Source organism: Vibrio sp. HS-50-1 (assembly GCF_024747315.1).
In the GTDB taxonomy this organism is placed as follows: domain Bacteria; phylum Pseudomonadota; class Gammaproteobacteria; order Enterobacterales; family Vibrionaceae; genus Vibrio; species Vibrio diabolicus.
On the sequence record NZ_JAMPZF010000048.1, the window covers coordinates 512,882 to 529,422 of the forward strand.

At 45.7% G+C, this 16,541-nt stretch carries 15 protein-coding genes; 12 read left to right on the plus strand and 3 right to left on the minus strand.

Annotation, left to right across the window (positions count from 1 at the left end; genetic code table 11):
* Positions 1–64: 64 nt before the first annotated feature.
* The 7 genes from NDJ01_RS21550 (at position 65) to mnhG (ending at position 5,975) form a co-directional block, all read left to right on the plus strand.
* Positions 65–256 (plus strand): hypothetical protein, encoded by a 192-nt coding sequence (locus NDJ01_RS21550; RefSeq protein WP_005392611.1) that lies wholly within the window; start codon positions 65–67, stop codon positions 254–256.
* 166 nt (positions 257–422) lie between these two features.
* Positions 423–3,092 carry a hydrogen gas-evolving membrane-bound hydrogenase subunit E gene (mbhE, locus tag NDJ01_RS21555; protein WP_258587319.1) on the plus strand — a complete coding sequence of 890 codons (2,670 nt, stop codon included), beginning with the start codon at positions 423–425 and terminating at the stop codon, positions 3,090–3,092.
* Positions 3,092–3,445, plus strand: a complete 354-nt coding sequence (locus tag NDJ01_RS21560; protein ID WP_182032890.1) for a Na+/H+ antiporter subunit C — start codon at positions 3,092–3,094, stop codon at positions 3,443–3,445. The genes mbhE and NDJ01_RS21560 overlap by 1 nt, the downstream gene beginning before the upstream one ends.
* Positions 3,442–4,938, plus strand: coding sequence for a Na+/H+ antiporter subunit D (locus tag NDJ01_RS21565; protein ID WP_258486460.1), 1,497 nt, complete (start codon positions 3,442–3,444; stop codon positions 4,936–4,938). The genes NDJ01_RS21560 and NDJ01_RS21565 overlap by 4 nt, the downstream gene beginning before the upstream one ends.
* Complete coding sequence (locus tag NDJ01_RS21570) at positions 4,935–5,411, plus strand: Na+/H+ antiporter subunit E (RefSeq protein ID WP_005392607.1); 477 nt, start codon at positions 4,935–4,937, stop codon at positions 5,409–5,411. The genes NDJ01_RS21565 and NDJ01_RS21570 overlap by 4 nt, the downstream gene beginning before the upstream one ends.
* Entirely contained in the window at positions 5,404–5,682 is a 279-nt protein-coding gene (locus NDJ01_RS21575; RefSeq protein WP_258587320.1) for a cation:proton antiporter, read from the plus strand. Before NDJ01_RS21570 ends, NDJ01_RS21575 begins: the two co-directional genes overlap by 8 nt.
* The gene (gene mnhG, locus NDJ01_RS21580; protein WP_054867462.1) at positions 5,682–5,975 is read left to right on the plus strand and encodes a monovalent cation/H(+) antiporter subunit G; all 294 of its coding nucleotides are present in this window, start codon (positions 5,682–5,684) and stop codon (positions 5,973–5,975) included. Before NDJ01_RS21575 ends, mnhG begins: the two co-directional genes overlap by 1 nt.
* A gap of 29 nt (positions 5,976–6,004) precedes the next feature.
* Here mnhG and NDJ01_RS21585 read toward each other — a convergent pair whose 3' ends face one another.
* The 3 genes from NDJ01_RS21585 to NDJ01_RS21595 form a co-directional block, all read right to left on the minus strand.
* A complete protein-coding gene (locus tag NDJ01_RS21585) occupies positions 6,005–8,008 on the minus strand; it encodes an acetoacetate--CoA ligase (RefSeq protein WP_258587321.1) in 2,004 nt (667 codons plus the stop codon).
* 87 nt (positions 8,009–8,095) lie between these two features.
* Positions 8,096–9,022 carry an electron transfer flavoprotein subunit alpha/FixB family protein gene (locus tag NDJ01_RS21590; RefSeq protein WP_145472809.1) on the minus strand — a complete coding sequence of 309 codons (927 nt, stop codon included), beginning with the start codon at positions 9,020–9,022 and terminating at the stop codon, positions 8,096–8,098.
* Positions 9,019–9,771, minus strand: coding sequence for an electron transfer flavoprotein subunit beta/FixA family protein (locus NDJ01_RS21595; RefSeq protein ID WP_048624911.1), 753 nt, complete (start codon positions 9,769–9,771; stop codon positions 9,019–9,021). The genes NDJ01_RS21590 and NDJ01_RS21595 overlap by 4 nt, the downstream gene beginning before the upstream one ends.
* A gap of 156 nt (positions 9,772–9,927) precedes the next feature.
* Here NDJ01_RS21595 and NDJ01_RS21600 point away from each other — a divergent pair, with 156 nt between their 5' ends.
* The 5 genes from NDJ01_RS21600 (at position 9,928) to NDJ01_RS21620 (ending at position 16,531) form a co-directional block, all read left to right on the plus strand.
* Positions 9,928–11,565, plus strand: a complete 1,638-nt coding sequence (locus tag NDJ01_RS21600) for an electron transfer flavoprotein-ubiquinone oxidoreductase (protein WP_258587322.1) — start codon at positions 9,928–9,930, stop codon at positions 11,563–11,565.
* A 241-nt stretch (positions 11,566–11,806) separates the two neighbouring features.
* Positions 11,807–12,607, plus strand: coding sequence for an ABC transporter ATP-binding protein (locus tag NDJ01_RS21605; protein WP_005392600.1), 801 nt, complete (start codon positions 11,807–11,809; stop codon positions 12,605–12,607).
* On the plus strand, positions 12,607–14,559 hold the full coding sequence (locus NDJ01_RS21610) for a long-chain fatty acid--CoA ligase (RefSeq protein ID WP_145534748.1): 1,953 nt from the start codon (positions 12,607–12,609) through the stop codon (positions 14,557–14,559). The genes NDJ01_RS21605 and NDJ01_RS21610 overlap by 1 nt, the downstream gene beginning before the upstream one ends.
* On the plus strand, positions 14,559–15,452 hold the full coding sequence (locus tag NDJ01_RS21615) for a branched-chain amino acid ABC transporter permease (RefSeq protein WP_005392598.1): 894 nt from the start codon (positions 14,559–14,561) through the stop codon (positions 15,450–15,452). Before NDJ01_RS21610 ends, NDJ01_RS21615 begins: the two co-directional genes overlap by 1 nt.
* 11 nt (positions 15,453–15,463) lie before the next feature.
* Entirely contained in the window at positions 15,464–16,531 is a 1,068-nt protein-coding gene (locus tag NDJ01_RS21620; RefSeq protein ID WP_006741060.1) for a branched-chain amino acid ABC transporter permease, read from the plus strand.
* Positions 16,532–16,541 lie beyond the last annotated feature (10 nt).

Consider the following 16,541-nt stretch of genomic DNA (forward strand, 5'->3'; position numbering starts at 1 on the left):
AGGGAGACGGAGTTCTAGAACATGGAATTATCAGTGTATCAATAAGTTATCAGAGGAGAGTGACATGAAAAACCTATGCCCGAAATGCCACACAGAAATGATAGAACGTTCGAACGTTTATGTTTGTCCGAGAAATGATATCGGTGACTGCACCTACGATGCGTTCGAGTTAACTGATGACGATAATCCATACACATTCAGTCGAGAACACGTAAGTAGTGATCTACGTTCTTACACCGTAGCGGACAGCAAGTAGCTGTTTGTATTAACGTTCCTTTAAGTAGCATTCAGTGATTGCTGTTTGCTACTTATCCCTTGGTTTTATGATCTTTTTTGGAATACTTGGGCTAAAACAATCAAGTGGAGCTTTTTATCTTTGCGCCAAATAGGGCGAACTTTCTTATAAAAATGAATGGGCTGCGATGTTGAATAGCATAACGGGTAAAGAAAACCTGCCGAAAAATCCCGATAATCAGTTGGTCTTACTGATTTTCCCTGTGCTGCCAATTTTAATCTTCTCTTTTCTTTTTTACATCTACACACCCGCAGGCGTAAGCTGGAATGCGGAATGGATACCTAGCCTCGATATTAACTTCAGCTTTAGGTTAGATGGTCTGTCATTCCTTTTTGCCGGGCTGATCAGCGGGATTGGCGCACTGATCCAAATATACGCTTTGGCTTACTTACGAGAGAGTGATAGCCGATTTTCCTTTCATTTATACCTAACCCTATTCATGCTTGCCATGCTAGGGATTGTGATGAGCGATAACATCCTGTTGTTATTTGTTTTCTGGGAACTCACCACCATCACTTCTTACTTACTGATTGGTTTTAATCACGAAAACAAAACGTCACGAAAAAATGCACTGCAGTCGTTGATCGTTACAGGTGCTGGTGGGCTAGCGTTGCTAGCTGGTCTTATCTTGCTGGGAGCAATGGCAGGGAGTTATGAGCTAAATACCATTATCGAGCAGGCAGACACTATTGCGCAGCATGAATGGTTTATCCCATCTCTCGTGCTCATACTACTTGGTGCATTTACTAAATCTGCGCAGTTCCCGTTTCATTTTTGGCTACCTAACGCGATGGCAGCGCCCACTCCAGTCAGTGCGTATTTACACTCGGCAACAATGGTAAAGGCGGGCATTTACTTGTTAGCACGTTTATCGCCAGTTTATGCTCATAGCGAGGTTTGGTTTTATGCCTTAGTGATCACAGGGAGTATCACCGCCGTTTGGTGCACGTTTGTCGCATTAAAACAAACTGACTTGAAGCTGATGCTAGCCTACAGCACGAACGTGGCTTTGGGGAAACTAACATTATTGTTAGGTATGGGCACAGATTTGGCCGTGAGCGCAGTATTGATGTTTATTCTCGCTCACTCTTTCTATAAAGCAGCGCTGTTTATGGTGGTGGGCAATATCGACAAAGCGACAGGAACACGAGATATCGATCAACTGTACGGCTTGAAGTCAGTGCTCGTCATCAGCATGGTTGCGGGGAGTTTGGCTGCATTGTCTAAAGCGGGATTCCCGCCGTTGTTAGGCTTTTTGAGCAAAGAATACATGTACAAATCCGCCGTAGAGCTCAATAACTGGATCGCCTTTGTACTTTTAATCGTGAATATACTGATGGTTGCGCTAACTATTATGCTTATTGCGAGACCATTCTTTGCTCACCGTGATCTCGTGCCAATTGAAACGAAGCCGATTGAGGCCCAAAAGGCTATGTGGGTTTCACCTTTACTCTTGGCACTTGGCAGTCTCATCGTTCCTTTAGTCGGTTTAAATTGGTTCGATCGCAATATCATTTTTCCGGGCTCTGCTGACATTCTGCCCACAGCTGCTCTTAAAGCGACATCATTATGGCATGGTGTGAATGTACCGCTGGTCCTAAGCGTTATCACGCTAGTATTGGGGTATGTGGTGTACCGTGTTTATCCTACTGTATCTGCATTTTTTCAGCGGTTACATCTGTTCGTACCTAAAGCGGAGAACGCTTTTGAACGACTATTAGATGGCATGATGACACTGGCGAAGTGGCAAACGGCGCTGTTGCAGCAAAAGAAGTTGAGTCGTTATGTCCTGCTATTTTTCACGGTACTCGCCGTCGCTTTGCTTGGTCAGGTAGCATTTATTCCTCTGCCTTTGTTTGAACAGCTTTCAAACGTGGCTTTCTATGAAATTGGCATTGCCTTATTGCTGGTTGGTGCAGCGATCGTATGTACGTTGTCTCACTCAAGGCTTCTTGCGATTTCTGCGCTAGGTATGATTGGTTTTATGACCACGCTTGTTTTTATGATCTACAGTGCTCCGGACGTCGCGAAGACTCTACTGTTAGTGGAAACATTAATGGTGGTCTTTTTAGCATTGTTAATGCGTCATATGCCGCGTTTAACCACCGTGCCCAAGCATTCAATAAAACGTAAATTGGCGAATGTTTGTATAGCGGGCGTGATAGGTGTTTCGATTACTTTCCTCTTGTTAGGAATCACGTCCCAGCCGATGGATTCATCGGTGTCGGATTTCTTTGCGGAAAATAGTGTCCCAGGCGGGCATGGGCGCAATATTGTCAACGTCATTCTCGTCGACTTTCGTGCGTTCGATACATTGGGAGAGGTTGTCGTCGTTGTCATTGCTGGGATTGCAGCAGTGAGCTTGCTTAAGACAAGAGCGAAAAAGCAAAACCGTATTCAATCATTAATTTTTGCAACCACGGCACATATCGTCGCGGCGCTCATGCTCGTGTTCTCAGTGTATCTGTTATTACGTGGTCATAACGAACCGGGTGGTGGCTTCATTGGTGCATTGATTGCCGTTATTGGCTTATCGCTTCTCATGTTCGCGGAATCACCGAAATACGTTCGTTCTAGATTGTATTTCAAGCCGTTTTTCATTGCGTTATCTGGCATTGCATTGAGCTTGATATCAGGAGCTTTGAGCTTTGCGTTTGATAAACCGTTTTTAACCGGGTTGTGGTGGAAAGATGTGATACCACTGGGTACGCCGTTGGTTTTTGATGTTGGTGTTTATCTTGCCGTTATAGGTGGCGTGATGGGGATGCTGCTTCGTATTAATGAGGAGCTAGAGTGATGGAAATTGTCTGGAGTGTTGTCGTTGGAGTATTTGTCGCCGCAGGTGTTTATTTAATGCTTGAAAAACATATCTTGCGTCTTTTGTTCGGTATCATGTTACTCAGCAGTGCGGTTAACCTTGCTATTTTTACCGCGGGAAGGCTGACTCCTGGAGAGCCGCCATTGATTGGCGATAATGCACTTTTTCCACCAGATGGTGCGGCAAACCCATTACCTCAAGCGCTGATTTTAACCGCGATAGTCATCGGTTTTGGGCTACTTATTTTTGCTTTAATGCTGTTCTATCGAGCTTATAAAGATTCTGGAACCGCAGACGTCGACGAAATGCAACGTTCTGAGGAGGGTCAATGAGTTCGATTTTGCTGACGTTACCTGTTGTTCTTTCATTGAGTACGGCGCTGACCATTTTCTTTGTACGTCGCTCAACAAAAAGTGTTGAGTGGTTAAGTGGCGCAAGTGCGATTTTGAACCTTGTTGTCGCAGGCCTTCTCACAGAAAACATCATAAGTAATGGTATTCAAGCCGTTGCTTTTGGCCAGTGGCAAGCACCGTTTGGTATCGTCTTTGTCGCAGATTACTTCAGCGTTGCCATGGTGATGATTACCGCAGTGATTGGTGCGATATGTGTTTTCTATGCCATGGCGGACCTTCACCGAAAACCTTCCTATAGCAATTACCATGCGTTGACGCACGTGTTGCTTGCTGGTGTTTATGGCGCGTTCCTCACCGGAGATATTTTTAATCTGTATGTTTGGTTCGAGGTCATGCTCATCGCGTCATTTGGTTTAATGGTATTAGATGCAACGAAAACTCAAATTGATGGGGCAGTGAAGTATGTGATGTTGAACCTGATTTCGACGCTAGTGTTCTTGCTTGCCATCGGTTTGTTGTATGGCGCAACGGGCACCTTGAACTTGGCCGATCTCTATACCAAAGCGGGAGAGAGCGAACTGAGCATCAACATGATGTTGTCCGCCTTGTTTTTGTTTGCCTTTTCTATCAAAGCGGCACTATTTCCTTTATTTGCTTGGTTGCCAGCTTCTTATCACACTTTACCAAGTGGTGTGGTTGCGCTGTTTGCTGCGTTGCTTACTAAAGTCGGCGTATACGCGTTAATACGAGTCTTCACATTAGTATTTCCGCTCGCCGAGAGTGGTTGGCAGCCGACGTTGATTTGGATTGCTGGCCTCACCATGTTAACGGGCGTTTTGGGGGCGGCAAGTCAATTCGATATTAAGAAAATTCTTTCTTTTCACATCATTAGCCAAATAGGTTACATGATAATGGGGTTGGCGATTTACACTCCCTTAGCTTTGGCTGGTGCCATTTTCTACATTGTCCATCACATTATTGTAAAAGCGAATTTGTTCTTAATCGGTGGCTTTATTGAGCGCAAATATGGCTCTAGTCAACTTGAACATTTGGGCGGGGTATATAAAGCAATGCCTTGGTTAGCGTTCTTGTTTCTTGTCCCTGCGTTTTCTCTGGCAGGATTTCCGCCGCTCTCTGGTTTCTGGGGCAAATTTTTGGTGATCAAATCGAGTTTACAGGCTGAATATTACTGGTTAGCCGGTACCGCGCTGTTGGTGGGGCTGCTTACCGTCTACTCGATGACGAAAATTTGGAGTGAGGCATTCTGGAAAAAGCCGGTTAGGGAGAGAACAGAACAGACTCTGCAAGTCAAAGTACATTGGTTGTATTGCGTTCCAATTGCCGTATTGACCATGTTCACGTTGATCATAGGCTTGGTGGCGGAGCCTTTTTATCAGTTTTCTGTTCAAGCTGCTGAACAACTGTTAAATCCGAATGAATACATTCGAGCGGTATTGGGAGGAAATCTATGATCTATCTATTCCTCAATCTTTTCTTAGCATTAGCATGGATGATGTTAAACGGCAGCTATTCGAGTTTGAATTTTATTGTCGGGTTTACGGTCGGTTTTTTTGCCTTACGGTTGAGCCAACCATTTGGATTAAAAACCAGCTACTTTCGACGTTTTGCGTCGGCATTAAAGTTACTGGTGTACTTCGCTTATGAAATGATCATATCGGTTGCAAGAGTCGTGTGGGATGTCGTGACGCCAACGCATTTGAGCCAGCCAGATATCGTCTATGTCCCTTTGGACGTCGATTCCGACCTTGAAATCACCTTACTTGCGAATATGGTTTCGTTAACCCCGGGCACACTCAGTTTGGACGTTACGCCTGATAAAAAGCATCTTATCGTTCATGCCATGTTTGCACCTGAGCATGAAGAAGTTATCCGTGGAATTAAAAACGGATTAGAGCATCGAATTTTGGAGGTGACGCGTGGATAGTTGGCTGCAAATAAGTGTCACTTTTGCCTATGCAGGGCTATTACTCAGTTTTGTTATGGCTTTCTTCCGTTTAATTTTAGGACCAACGCTGGCTGACCGAGTTGTGGCGTTAGATTTGATTACATTTATCACCATCGGTTTTATTACGGTTTACACCTTAGACAGTGGTGAGGATGCCTTGTTAGATATCGCCATTACATTAGGTTTGGTCGCATTTCTTGGCACAATCGCATTTGCGCGTTTGATCGTTAAAAGGAAGGAGAAAGAATAATGGATGTGCTGATTGGGCTGTTTTTATGTTTAGGGACGTTATTGATCCTAAGCGCTAGTTTAGGTGTGTTGCGGTTGCCAGATCTATATACCCGAATGCATGCTGCAACCAAAGCCGGTACCGTCGGAGTTAGTTGTTTACTACTAGCGGTTGCCCTATCAATTCCTGAAGTCACAGTGATCTCCCGAGTTATCGGTACGATGTTGTTTATCGTTCTCACGGCACCAGTCGCCTCCCACCTGCTCGGAAGAGCAATGCGAGAGGTCGGCTACAAAATTTGGCGTAATGATTAAGTTTTTTCTTGTTTAACCAATTGTCACTATTAATTAAGCTGACTAATTTCTTCCAGCACTTCTGGGTTAGCAATAGCACCAATGTTTTTTACAGCTTGTCCGTTAACCAATTGTTTCACGGCTAGTTCAACCAGTTTGCCTGATCGCGTTTTAGGAATATCACTGATAGCAAAAATTTGGCGTGGCACATGGCGTGGTGAACATTTTGATTTTAGTGTTTGGCGAATTGAATCGGTGAGTTGTTGGGTTAACTCGACCTCGTGAGCGAGTTTTACTAGTAACCAGATTTCTTCAGACTGCTGGTTTAACTTGCCGACGGCGATGGAGTCCTCGACCTCGGGTAACGCGTTCACTTGCTGATAGATCTCAGCGGTGCCGATTCGTACGCCGCCTGGATTCAATGTCGCATCGCTACGGCCATAAAAAATAAAGCCGCCATGTTCGGTTTGCATCACATCGTCGCCGTGGTGCCAGATATCAGTAAACTTGCTCCAATAAGCGTTGTGATAGCGTTCGCCGTTGTCGTGCCAAAACCCAATAGGGAAGTTAGGTAGTGAGTTATTGCAAGTCAGTTCGCCGCGTTGCTGTGTAATGGTTTTTCCCTCGTCGTCCAAAACACGCACGTCGATTCCCAGCCCTGCGCCTTGGCATTCACCTTTGTAAACTGGTGAGATAGGGTTTCCAAGTACAAAGCACCCGCAAATATCCGTGCCGCCAGCGATAGAAGCGAGATGCAAGTCCTGCTTGATGTGCTGATAGACATAATTAAATTGTTCTGGGTAAAGCACCGAACCAGTTGAGCACAGAGTTTTGAGTGACTTCAGGTCATGTTCTGACTTGGGAGAGTAGCTCGCATGCTCCAGTGCCTCTAAGTATTTCGCTGAAGTACCAAACAGCGACACGCTATGTTCTTCTGCTAATCGCCATAAGACGGAGTGATCAGGGTAAACCGGACTACCGTCGTAAATCACTAAGGTTGCACCACTCGCAAGAGCGGAAACATGCCAGTTCCACATCATCCAACCACATGTTGTGTAGTAGAAAACCTTGTCTTGTGGTTTGATATCGCAATGTAGTTGGTGTTCTTTGAGGTGATTGAGCAGGGTTCCGCCCACGGAATGGACAATACACTTAGGTTGCCCCGTTGTGCCAGAAGAATACAAAATGAATAACGGGTCATTAAACAGTGTTGATTGATATTGAACTGGTTTTGGAGAAAAGTGGTGAGTAATATCAGACCAATACACAAAGTCAGAAGTGCTAGCATTCTTAGCATTTTGTAAATATTCGATTTGGCATACGCTAATAGTAGCGTCTTCGGAGGTACTGCTTAACTTACTACTAAGAGTGGTGTTTTTGTCCGTCATATCGAAAGCTTTGCCTCCGAACTGGTAGCCATCACAGCAAAAAAGAACTTTCGGTTTGACCTGACCAAAACGCTCTACGACGCTATCGATACCAAAATCAGGAGAGGTTGAAGTCCAAATGGCGCCAAGGCTGGTAGTAGCCAACATGGCTATAACGGTTTCTGGAAGGTAGGGCAAATAACCCGCAACGACATCGCCTTTGCCAGCACCACAAGTGATTAGCCATTGCTGAATGACAGACACTTGTTCGAGCAAATGTGTACCAGTGAGCTGCTTGTGTTCACCGCGTTCATTAGTAAAAACGATAAACTCACGTTCAGGTGTTTGTTCGGCCTGAGATAGGAGGTTCTCTGCGTAGTTAAGCGTGGCGTCAGCAAACCATACGGTGTCCCTATTGACATGGCTCTGAGTAGAATCTGTATGTGTCCACTTGGGAGCACCAAGGCTTTTGACTTGCGAGCCAATATTTCCAATGACGTTACAGAAATGCCAGGTATGTCGCCAAAATTCGTCATTGTGGTCAATGGACCACTGGTGTAGAGACGTGTAATTATTGATTGAGATATCTTCGGTTTGGTGCGCATTAACCGTCTCGATAAATCGTAGCAAGTTGCTATTGCAGATGCGCTCAGCAGATGGTGACCAAATAGGTGCAGAATTTTGCATAGGTCCCTCTAATTTCAATTCTTTTTGAATATGACCAAAACAAAATAAAGGGGCGAACATAGCAGTGTTCGCCCCTTATCTGATTGTTTAAAGTTGTTCGGCAAGCTGAGGTAGTACCTCAAATAAATCACCAACCAATCCATAGTCGGCAACTTCAAAGATAGGAGATTCAGGATCTTTGTTGATCGCGACAATCACTTTGGACTCTTTCATTCCTGCAAGGTGTTGGATGGCTCCAGAGATCCCGACCGCAATATAAAGCTTAGGTGCAACGATTTTACCGGTTTGACCCACTTGTAAATCGTTGGCTACAAACCCAGCATCAACCGCCGCGCGAGAAGCGCCAATGGCAGCCCCCAGTTTATCGGCGACTTGTTCGATCAATGCGAAGTTCTCTTTGCTACCGACTCCGCGTCCACCTGACACAACCACCTCTGCCGCGCTTAATTCAGGACGCTCTGACACGGTTTTATCGACAGAAACCAATTCAACCAATGGAGTTGAGATGGTGACTTGCTGATGCTCGATATCAGCTTGGTTGTGACAAGTAACCGGCTCAAACGCAGACGCGCGCACGGTGATGACGCGAACCTTGTCGCTGGTGGTCACTTTGGCAAATGCGTTTCCTGCGTAAATAGGGCGGATAAAAGTGTTTTCATCTATAACTTGGACAATATCAGAAATTTGCCCAACGCCGAACTTCGCTGCTACTCGCGGTACAAGATCTTTCCCTTTTGATGATGAGCTAGCCCAGATTGCGTCAAAACCTTCAGCAACACTCACTACAATAGGTGCGATACTCTCGGCAAATTGATGCTTAAGTTGCTCATCATCGACACAAATTACGTTTGATATACCATCAACGCGACAAGCTTGCTGAGCGACTTCTTCACACTGGTGGCCCACTACGATCAAAACATTGTCTTGGCTGACTTGTTTTGCTGCATTAACCACTTTGAGTGTGTCCGCATGTAATTGGTTATTGTCATGTTCTGCTATGATTAAGTTCTTCATGAAATCACCTTCGCTTCGTTACGCAGCTTATCGAGAAGCTCTGAGACAGATTCAACCTTGATGCCACCTTTTCTTTGCGCTGGCGGTGTGACTTCTTGAATGGTTTGGCTAAATACCACTTCAACACCCAGACTGTCAGGTGTGATTGTATCTAACGGCTTGCGCTTGGCTTTCATTATATTAGGCAAAGAGGCAAAACGCGGTTCATTCAGGCGTAAGTCAGTACTGATCACAGCAGGTAAGTTCATCGCAACCGTCATCAAGCCGCCATCCACTTCTCTCACGACCTGAACTTTTTGATCTTCTATCTTAACGTCGGAAGCGAAAGTTGCTTGAGGCCAGTCAAGTAGGGCTGCCAGCATCTGAGCCACTTGGTTGTTGTCAGTATCAATGGATTGTTTACCCGTAATCACAAGCTGTGCTTGTTCTTGCTCAACCAGAGCTTTGAGCAGCTTAGCGACGACTAATGGCTCTATTTTGTCTTCAGTATCGACATGAATAGCGCGATCGGCACCTAACGCAAGCGCAGTACGTAGTTGCTCCTGACATTGGCTACCGCCAGCACTGACAACGATGACTTCATCTGCAATACCTTGCTCTTTTAGTCGTACGGCTTCTTCAACGGCTATTTCGCAAAATGGATTAATCGTCATCTTGACGTTATTGGTTTCAACATCGCTATGGTCCGCTTTCACGCGAACTTTAATGTAGGGATCAATGACCCTTTTGATTGGCACTAGTATTTTCACGTTAGATTCCTTTTTACAGTGAAGACTATGTGTTTACAGTGAAGACGATGTGATGACGTCTTTAAAATGATGTTAATTTACCTTTACGTTTGCGTCAACTTTAAATATATTGTTGCTTAACAAGTTGGCAACATGCAAAGAAAAAGGAATGCAATCATGGAAAGAGACTGCATGGAATTTGATGTTCTGATTGTAGGCGCTGGTCCCGCAGGTTTGTCTGCGGCATGCCGAATCAAACAATTAGCAGCAGAAAAAGAACAAGACCTCTCTGTTTGCGTGGTAGAAAAAGGCTCTGAAGTTGGAGCGCATATTTTATCGGGTGCGGTGTTTGAAACGCGAAGTTTGGATGAACTGTTTCCCGACTGGGAAGAGAAGGGCGCTCCACTCAATACCAAAGTAAACCAAGATAAAACCTACTATCTAGGCAATGAAATTAATGGTCATGAGCTGCCTTCTTGGGCTGTGCCTAACACGTTACATAACGACAGTAATTACATTATCAGCTTGGGCAATCTATGCCGATGGATGGCGTTGCAGGCCGAGAACTTAGGGGTGGAGATCTACCCAGGCTTTACCGCCAGCCAAGCCATCATTGATGAAGACAACCGTGTTTGTGGCGTTATCACGGGCGATATGGGGTTAGATAAAAATGGCGAACAAAAAGCCAATTTCGAACCTGGTATTGAACTGCGAGCGAAGTTTACCCTGTTTGCTGAAGGCGCGCGGGGTCATATTGGTAAGCAATTGATTAACCGATTTAATCTTGCTGAAGAGAAAACGCCTCAACATTACGCTATCGGTTTTAAAGAGCTGTGGGAAATCCCATCAGAGCAGCATCAGCAAGGTTTAGTTGTGCACGGATTAGGTTGGCCGTTATCAAACGAAGCCACAGGTGGCAGTTACCTCTACCATTTAGAGGGAAACCAAGTTGCCGTTGGGTTGATTGTTGACTTGAATTATAAGAATCCGCACTTGAGTCCATTCGATGAGTTTCAACGTTTTAAACATCACCCGTTGATTGAGCAATACCTCAAAAATGGTAAACGCATTAGTTATGGCGCAAGAGCGATCACCAAGGGCGGTTTCCATTCGCTTCCCACGCAACAGTTTGCTGGTGGTTTGTTGATTGGCTGTGATGCAGGAACGCTTAACGGCGCTAAAATTAAAGGCACGCACACCGCAATGAAATCAGGCATGCTTGCCGCCGAAGCTGTATGTGAAGCCCTTGAGAGTCAGTCAGTTACTGCTGATTATCAAAAGCTCTTCAAACAGTCTTGGCTGTATGAAGAGCTTTATCAAGCACGTAACTTCTCAAGTGGCATTCACCGCTTTGGATCGTGGCTGGGCGGTGGCTTAGCGCTGCTGGAACATAACGTGTTAAAAGGTAAAGCTAAGTGGCATATCCGCTGTGATAAGCCTGATCATCAGTCTCTGTTATTGGCGGAAAACAGCAATAAAATTGTCTATCCGAAGCCTGATGGCGTGTTAAGTTTCGATCGCCTCTCTTCTGTTTATCTATCCAATATCTTCCATGAGGAAGATCAACCATGCCACTTACGACTGGCGAACCAGCGGATTCCTATTGAGCAGAACCTTGAATTATATGCAGAGCCAGCACAGCGCTATTGTCCGGCTGGCGTGTATGAAATCGTACAGGGGGAGGAGCAGCCAGAGCTGCAAATAAATGCGGCGAACTGTATCCACTGTAAGACCTGCGACATCAAAGATCCAAGTCAAAATATTACCTGGACACCGCCGGAAGGTGGTGGTGGCCCTAACTATCCGAATATGTAGTCGTCTGAGAATAATTTTTATTAACAATTTATTTACTTAAAGTTTGCGTTAGTTCAAATCTTTCTCGATGAACTCGATTGCAACTTAATCTTTCAAGCACTATTCTGATTTTAAATTGACGTTTACGTAAACTGAATACAAAGTTGATGCATAGGTGTAAAAGCGGTTACCAGTATCAAAGTTAGGTTTGATCAAATAGTGCTCAATGGAACGCACTTAAATAACGAAAGGGAGATCAACTATGGTATCGGAATCGCCTCTGTTGCAGGTAAACGATATTTCATTGGCTTTTGGTGGGGTGAAAGCTCTAACTGACGTGAGCTTCCATGTGAATGAAAAGGAAATCTTTTCAATCATTGGTCCAAACGGTGCAGGTAAAACCTCAATGCTCAATTGCATCTCTGGTCGATACACACCAAACAAAGGCTCTGTAATCTTCGCTGGAGATGATGTAACCAAACGAACACCTAGCCAACGAGCTGAGTTAGGGTTGGGAAGGACCTTCCAGAACTTAGCACTCTTTTCTCATATGTCGGTACTCGACAACATTATGGTTGGTCGACATCACCTACTGAAAAACAACTTCGTCACAGGACCACTTTACTGGTTCTCTAACGCGCAGAAAGAAGAAATGGCGCACCGTAAATACGTAGAAGACGTAATCGATTTTCTTGAAATTCAGCACATTCGCAAAGCCACCGCTGGCACACTTTCTTACGGTTTACGTAAACGTGTAGAGCTTGCTCGTGCCATTGCCTTAAAACCTAAGTTACTGCTGCTTGATGAACCAATGGCAGGCATGAACTTGGAAGAAAAGGAAGACATGGCGCGTTACATCATGGATTTAAACGAAGAGTTAGACATCACCATCATCATGATCGAGCACGATATGGGCGTGGTGATGGATATCTCTAACCGCGTATTGGTGTTGGATTTTGGTAAACACATTGCGATGGGCGAGCCAGAAGAAGTGATGGCCAACCCACATGTGAAACAAGCGTACTTAGGCGAAGAGCTACCGACATTAGAGGAGAGTGCATAATGGCACAGCAACATAATGATTGGGCAGATATAACCCGCTTAGATACCTTTCCAAAAGTGTTGCAGCACAATGCCAAGCACTGGCCCGAGCAAGTCGCAATGCGTGAAAAGGAGTTTGGTATTTGGCGAGAGTTCACTTGGCAAGATTATGAAAATCGAGTGAAGTGGATGGCTCTGGCACTTCAAGATTTAGGTGTTGGTGAGCAAGACGTTGTTGGTTTGCTGGGTGATAACCGCCCGGAATGGGTATGGGGCGAGTTGGCCGCACATGCGATCAAAGGTTTCTCGCTGGGCATCTATCAAGATTCCATGCACGAAGAAGTGGCGTACCTCATCAACTATGCCAAAGCAAAAGTCGTGGTTGCGGAAGACGAAGAGCAATGCGATAAGCTACTTGAGCTCGGTGATGAGATCCCAAGCGTAGAATTCATTATCTATTGTGACCCGCGTGGAATGCGCAAGTACGACGACCCACGACTGATTGATGTTGAGCAGGTCTATAAAAAAGGTCAACTGATCGACAAAGCGGATCCGGATAAATATCTCAATATGGTTGCGGCAACCAAAGGCAGTGATCTTTCGATTCTTTGTACCACGTCGGGTACGACTTCCAAACCAAAGTTGGCTCAGCTACACAGCGGCACTTTCTTAGATCACTGTGCGGCTTATCTGCGTGCCGACCCGCGCTCTCCAGGCGACAACTACGTTTCTGTTCTGCCTTTGCCTTGGATTATGGAGCAGGTGTATGTGGTTGGTCAGGCGTTGATTTCTCGTCAAATCGTTAACTTCGTGGAAGAACAAGAAACCATGATGTCTGACTTGCGCGAAATTGGCCCGAACTTCGTGCTGCTTGCGCCGCGAGTGTGGGAAAACATTGTGGCAGACGTGTCTGCACGAATGATGGATTCCACACCGTTTAAGCAGAAGATGTACAAACTGGGCATGAGCTTAGCGAATAAAGCGTTGGAGCAGGGTAAACGTTCAAAACTCGCTGAATGGATTTTGCTACGTGCTCTGCGTGACCGCTTAGGTTTCTCGAATCTAGCATCTGCTGCGACGGGTGGTGCGGCGATGGGACCTGATACTTTCCGTTATCTGCAAGCGATCGGCGTACCACTCAAGCAGCTTTACGGTCAAACCGAAATGTGTGGTGCGTACACCGTCCACCAAGCCGATGACGTGGATTACGATTCCGTCGGCGTCGCGTTTGACAATGCAGAAGTGAAAGTCATCAACCCAGACAGCAATGGCGTGGGTGAGATCATCGCGAAAAGTACGGGCATGTTTACTGGCTACCTGAACAACCAGGAAGCGTATGACGAAGACGTACAAGACGGATGGATGCACACAGGCGATGCGGGCTATTTTAAAGACTCTGGCCACTTGGTGGTGATTGATCGTCTGAAAGATATGTCGGAAACCAGCCATGGCGACCGCTACTCTCCGCAGTTCATTGAAAACAAACTCAAGTTCTCGCCGTTTATTGCAGAAGCCGTAGTGGTGGGCAAAGGTCGACCTTGGCTATCCGCCATCATCTGTATTCGCTACGCGATTGTTGCGAAGTGGGCAGAGCAGCGCGGTTTGGCATTTACTAACTACACCAACTTATCCGCTCAACCAGAAGTGTATCAAGCGATTCGTGAAGAAGTGCTGAAAGTGAACGAATCACTGCCGGATGCACAGAAGATCAGCAAATTCATTCTACTTTACAAAGAGTTGGATGCCGACGATGGCGAGCTAACTCGTACGCGTAAAGTGCGCCGTGGTGTGGTTGCGGAGAAATACGGAGACATCATCGAAACCATCTACAGCGACGATCCAAAAGTCGATGTGGATACGGTGATCACTTATCAGGATGGCACCAAAACACGCATTCAAACGTCGCTAGTGATTGAAACGCTTATTGAACATGAGCCAACACTGGTGGATAGCGAACAACGGAGGATCGCATAGTGAATACGGATTTATTACTGCAACTCGTCATTAATGGCGTGATCGTTGGCATGTTGTATGGCGTGGTCGCCATGTGCTTTGTACTGATATACAAATCGACCCAGGTGGTCAACTTCGCTCAGGGTGAGTTCTTGCTGATTGGCGCGTGGGTATGTTGGGCGGCACTTGTTCATCTGCAACTGCCATTTTTTATCGGCTTTTTACTCACGCTCGCGTTCATGATGGTGTTCGGTATCGCCGTGCAAACCATTGTGCTCAGACCGTTAATTGGTGAACCGATTATCTCTGTGATCATGGTGACCATCGGTCTGTCTATGTTCTTCCAAGCATTGATGAAATGGATATTTGGTGTCTCGGCTGTATCGTATCCGCAAGTGTTCGAAACAAACGTGGTGAATATTGGTGGTTTGAATGTTGAGTTTGCTTACATTCTGAGTTTGATCTTCTCAATGCTCATCATGGGCGCGTTCTACTGGTTCTTCAAATTCAGCAAAATGGGTTTGGCGATGCGCGCAACGGCATTTAACCAGCAAGTCGCGCAGAGTCTTGGCATTTCCATCAAGAAAGTGTTCGCCATCAGTTGGGCTATTTCGGCCATGGTATCTGCAACAGCAGGGATTGTTATCGGGATCGTTAACGGCGTATCTGACGCGCTATCCATTATTGGTATCAAAGTTTTCCCAGCCGTTATTTTAGGTGGCTTAGATTCTGTAGTCGGCGCAATTGTCGGTGGCATCACCATCGGGGTGCTAGAGAACTTAGCTGAGTTTTTTGATAGCCAATACCTGCAAGTGGGTAACCTTTATAACATCGCACCGTTCTATGTGCTGTTAATCATTCTTGCCTTCAAGCCATACGGCCTGTTTGGTACCAAAGATATCGAGCGTATTTAAGGAGAAATAACATGGCTCAACTTAGCATGCGCCCATGTGGGGATTTTCGAACCACATACAAAAGTGATACGCCAATTTTTGAAACCAAAACCATCAGAAGCCTTGCGATTGCAGGTGTCATCGCCATGTTGGCTGCGCCTTTGGTATTGGATATCTATTTTCTTAACCTGTTTATTCAGATTGCGTATCTCGGTATCGCGGCGCTGGGTTTAAACATTCTGGTTGGTTTTACCGGACAAATTTCCCTAGGTCACGGTGCGTTCTTTGGCTTTGGTGCCTTTGCATCGGCTTGGCTGAATAACCAGTTCAATATTCCAGTCGTGTTTGCGATTCCGCTTGCGGGTTACTTAACCATGATTGTGGGGATGCTGTTTGGTCTGCCGGCTGCGCGAATTAAAGGCTTATATCTCGCGATTGCGACTTTGGCTGCGCAGTTTATTTTAGAGGACTTCTTTGCTCGTGCAGACTGGTTCAGTGGCGGCTCATATGGTGCTGGTGCAAATCCTATCAATCTGTTTGGCTTTGAGTTTACGACCGATGAAAGCTTCTTCTACATTGCTCTGTTTGCGCTGATCTTTATGTACATGTGGGCATCGAACTTGATCCGTTCTCGTGATGGTCGCGCGTTTGTTTCGGTACGAGATCACTACCTGTCGGCAGAAATCATGGGTATCAACCTAACCAAGTATCGTCTGCTCTCATTTGGTGTGTGTGCGTTCTATGCAGGCATCGGGGGTGCACTCTACGGGCATTATTTAGGGTTCGTATCAGCAGAAGGTTTCACCATCATGATGTCTATCCAGTTCTTGGCAATGATCATCATTGGTGGCTTGGGTTCCGTCAAAGGCACATTGATGGGCACGATATTTATCGTATTACTGCCAGAAGTGTTGGAGTTTGGCGTGACGGGGTTGGCTGCGTTTAGCAATAACACTTCGTTCGTTGATGGGCTTGCTTACTTCAAAGAAATGGCGATCGGCTTGGTCATCATGCTGTTCCTTATTTTCGAACCTCAAGGGTTATCGCATCGCTGGCAACAGATTCGAGCATATTGGAAACACTATCCGTTTTCTTATTAACGTGTAATTA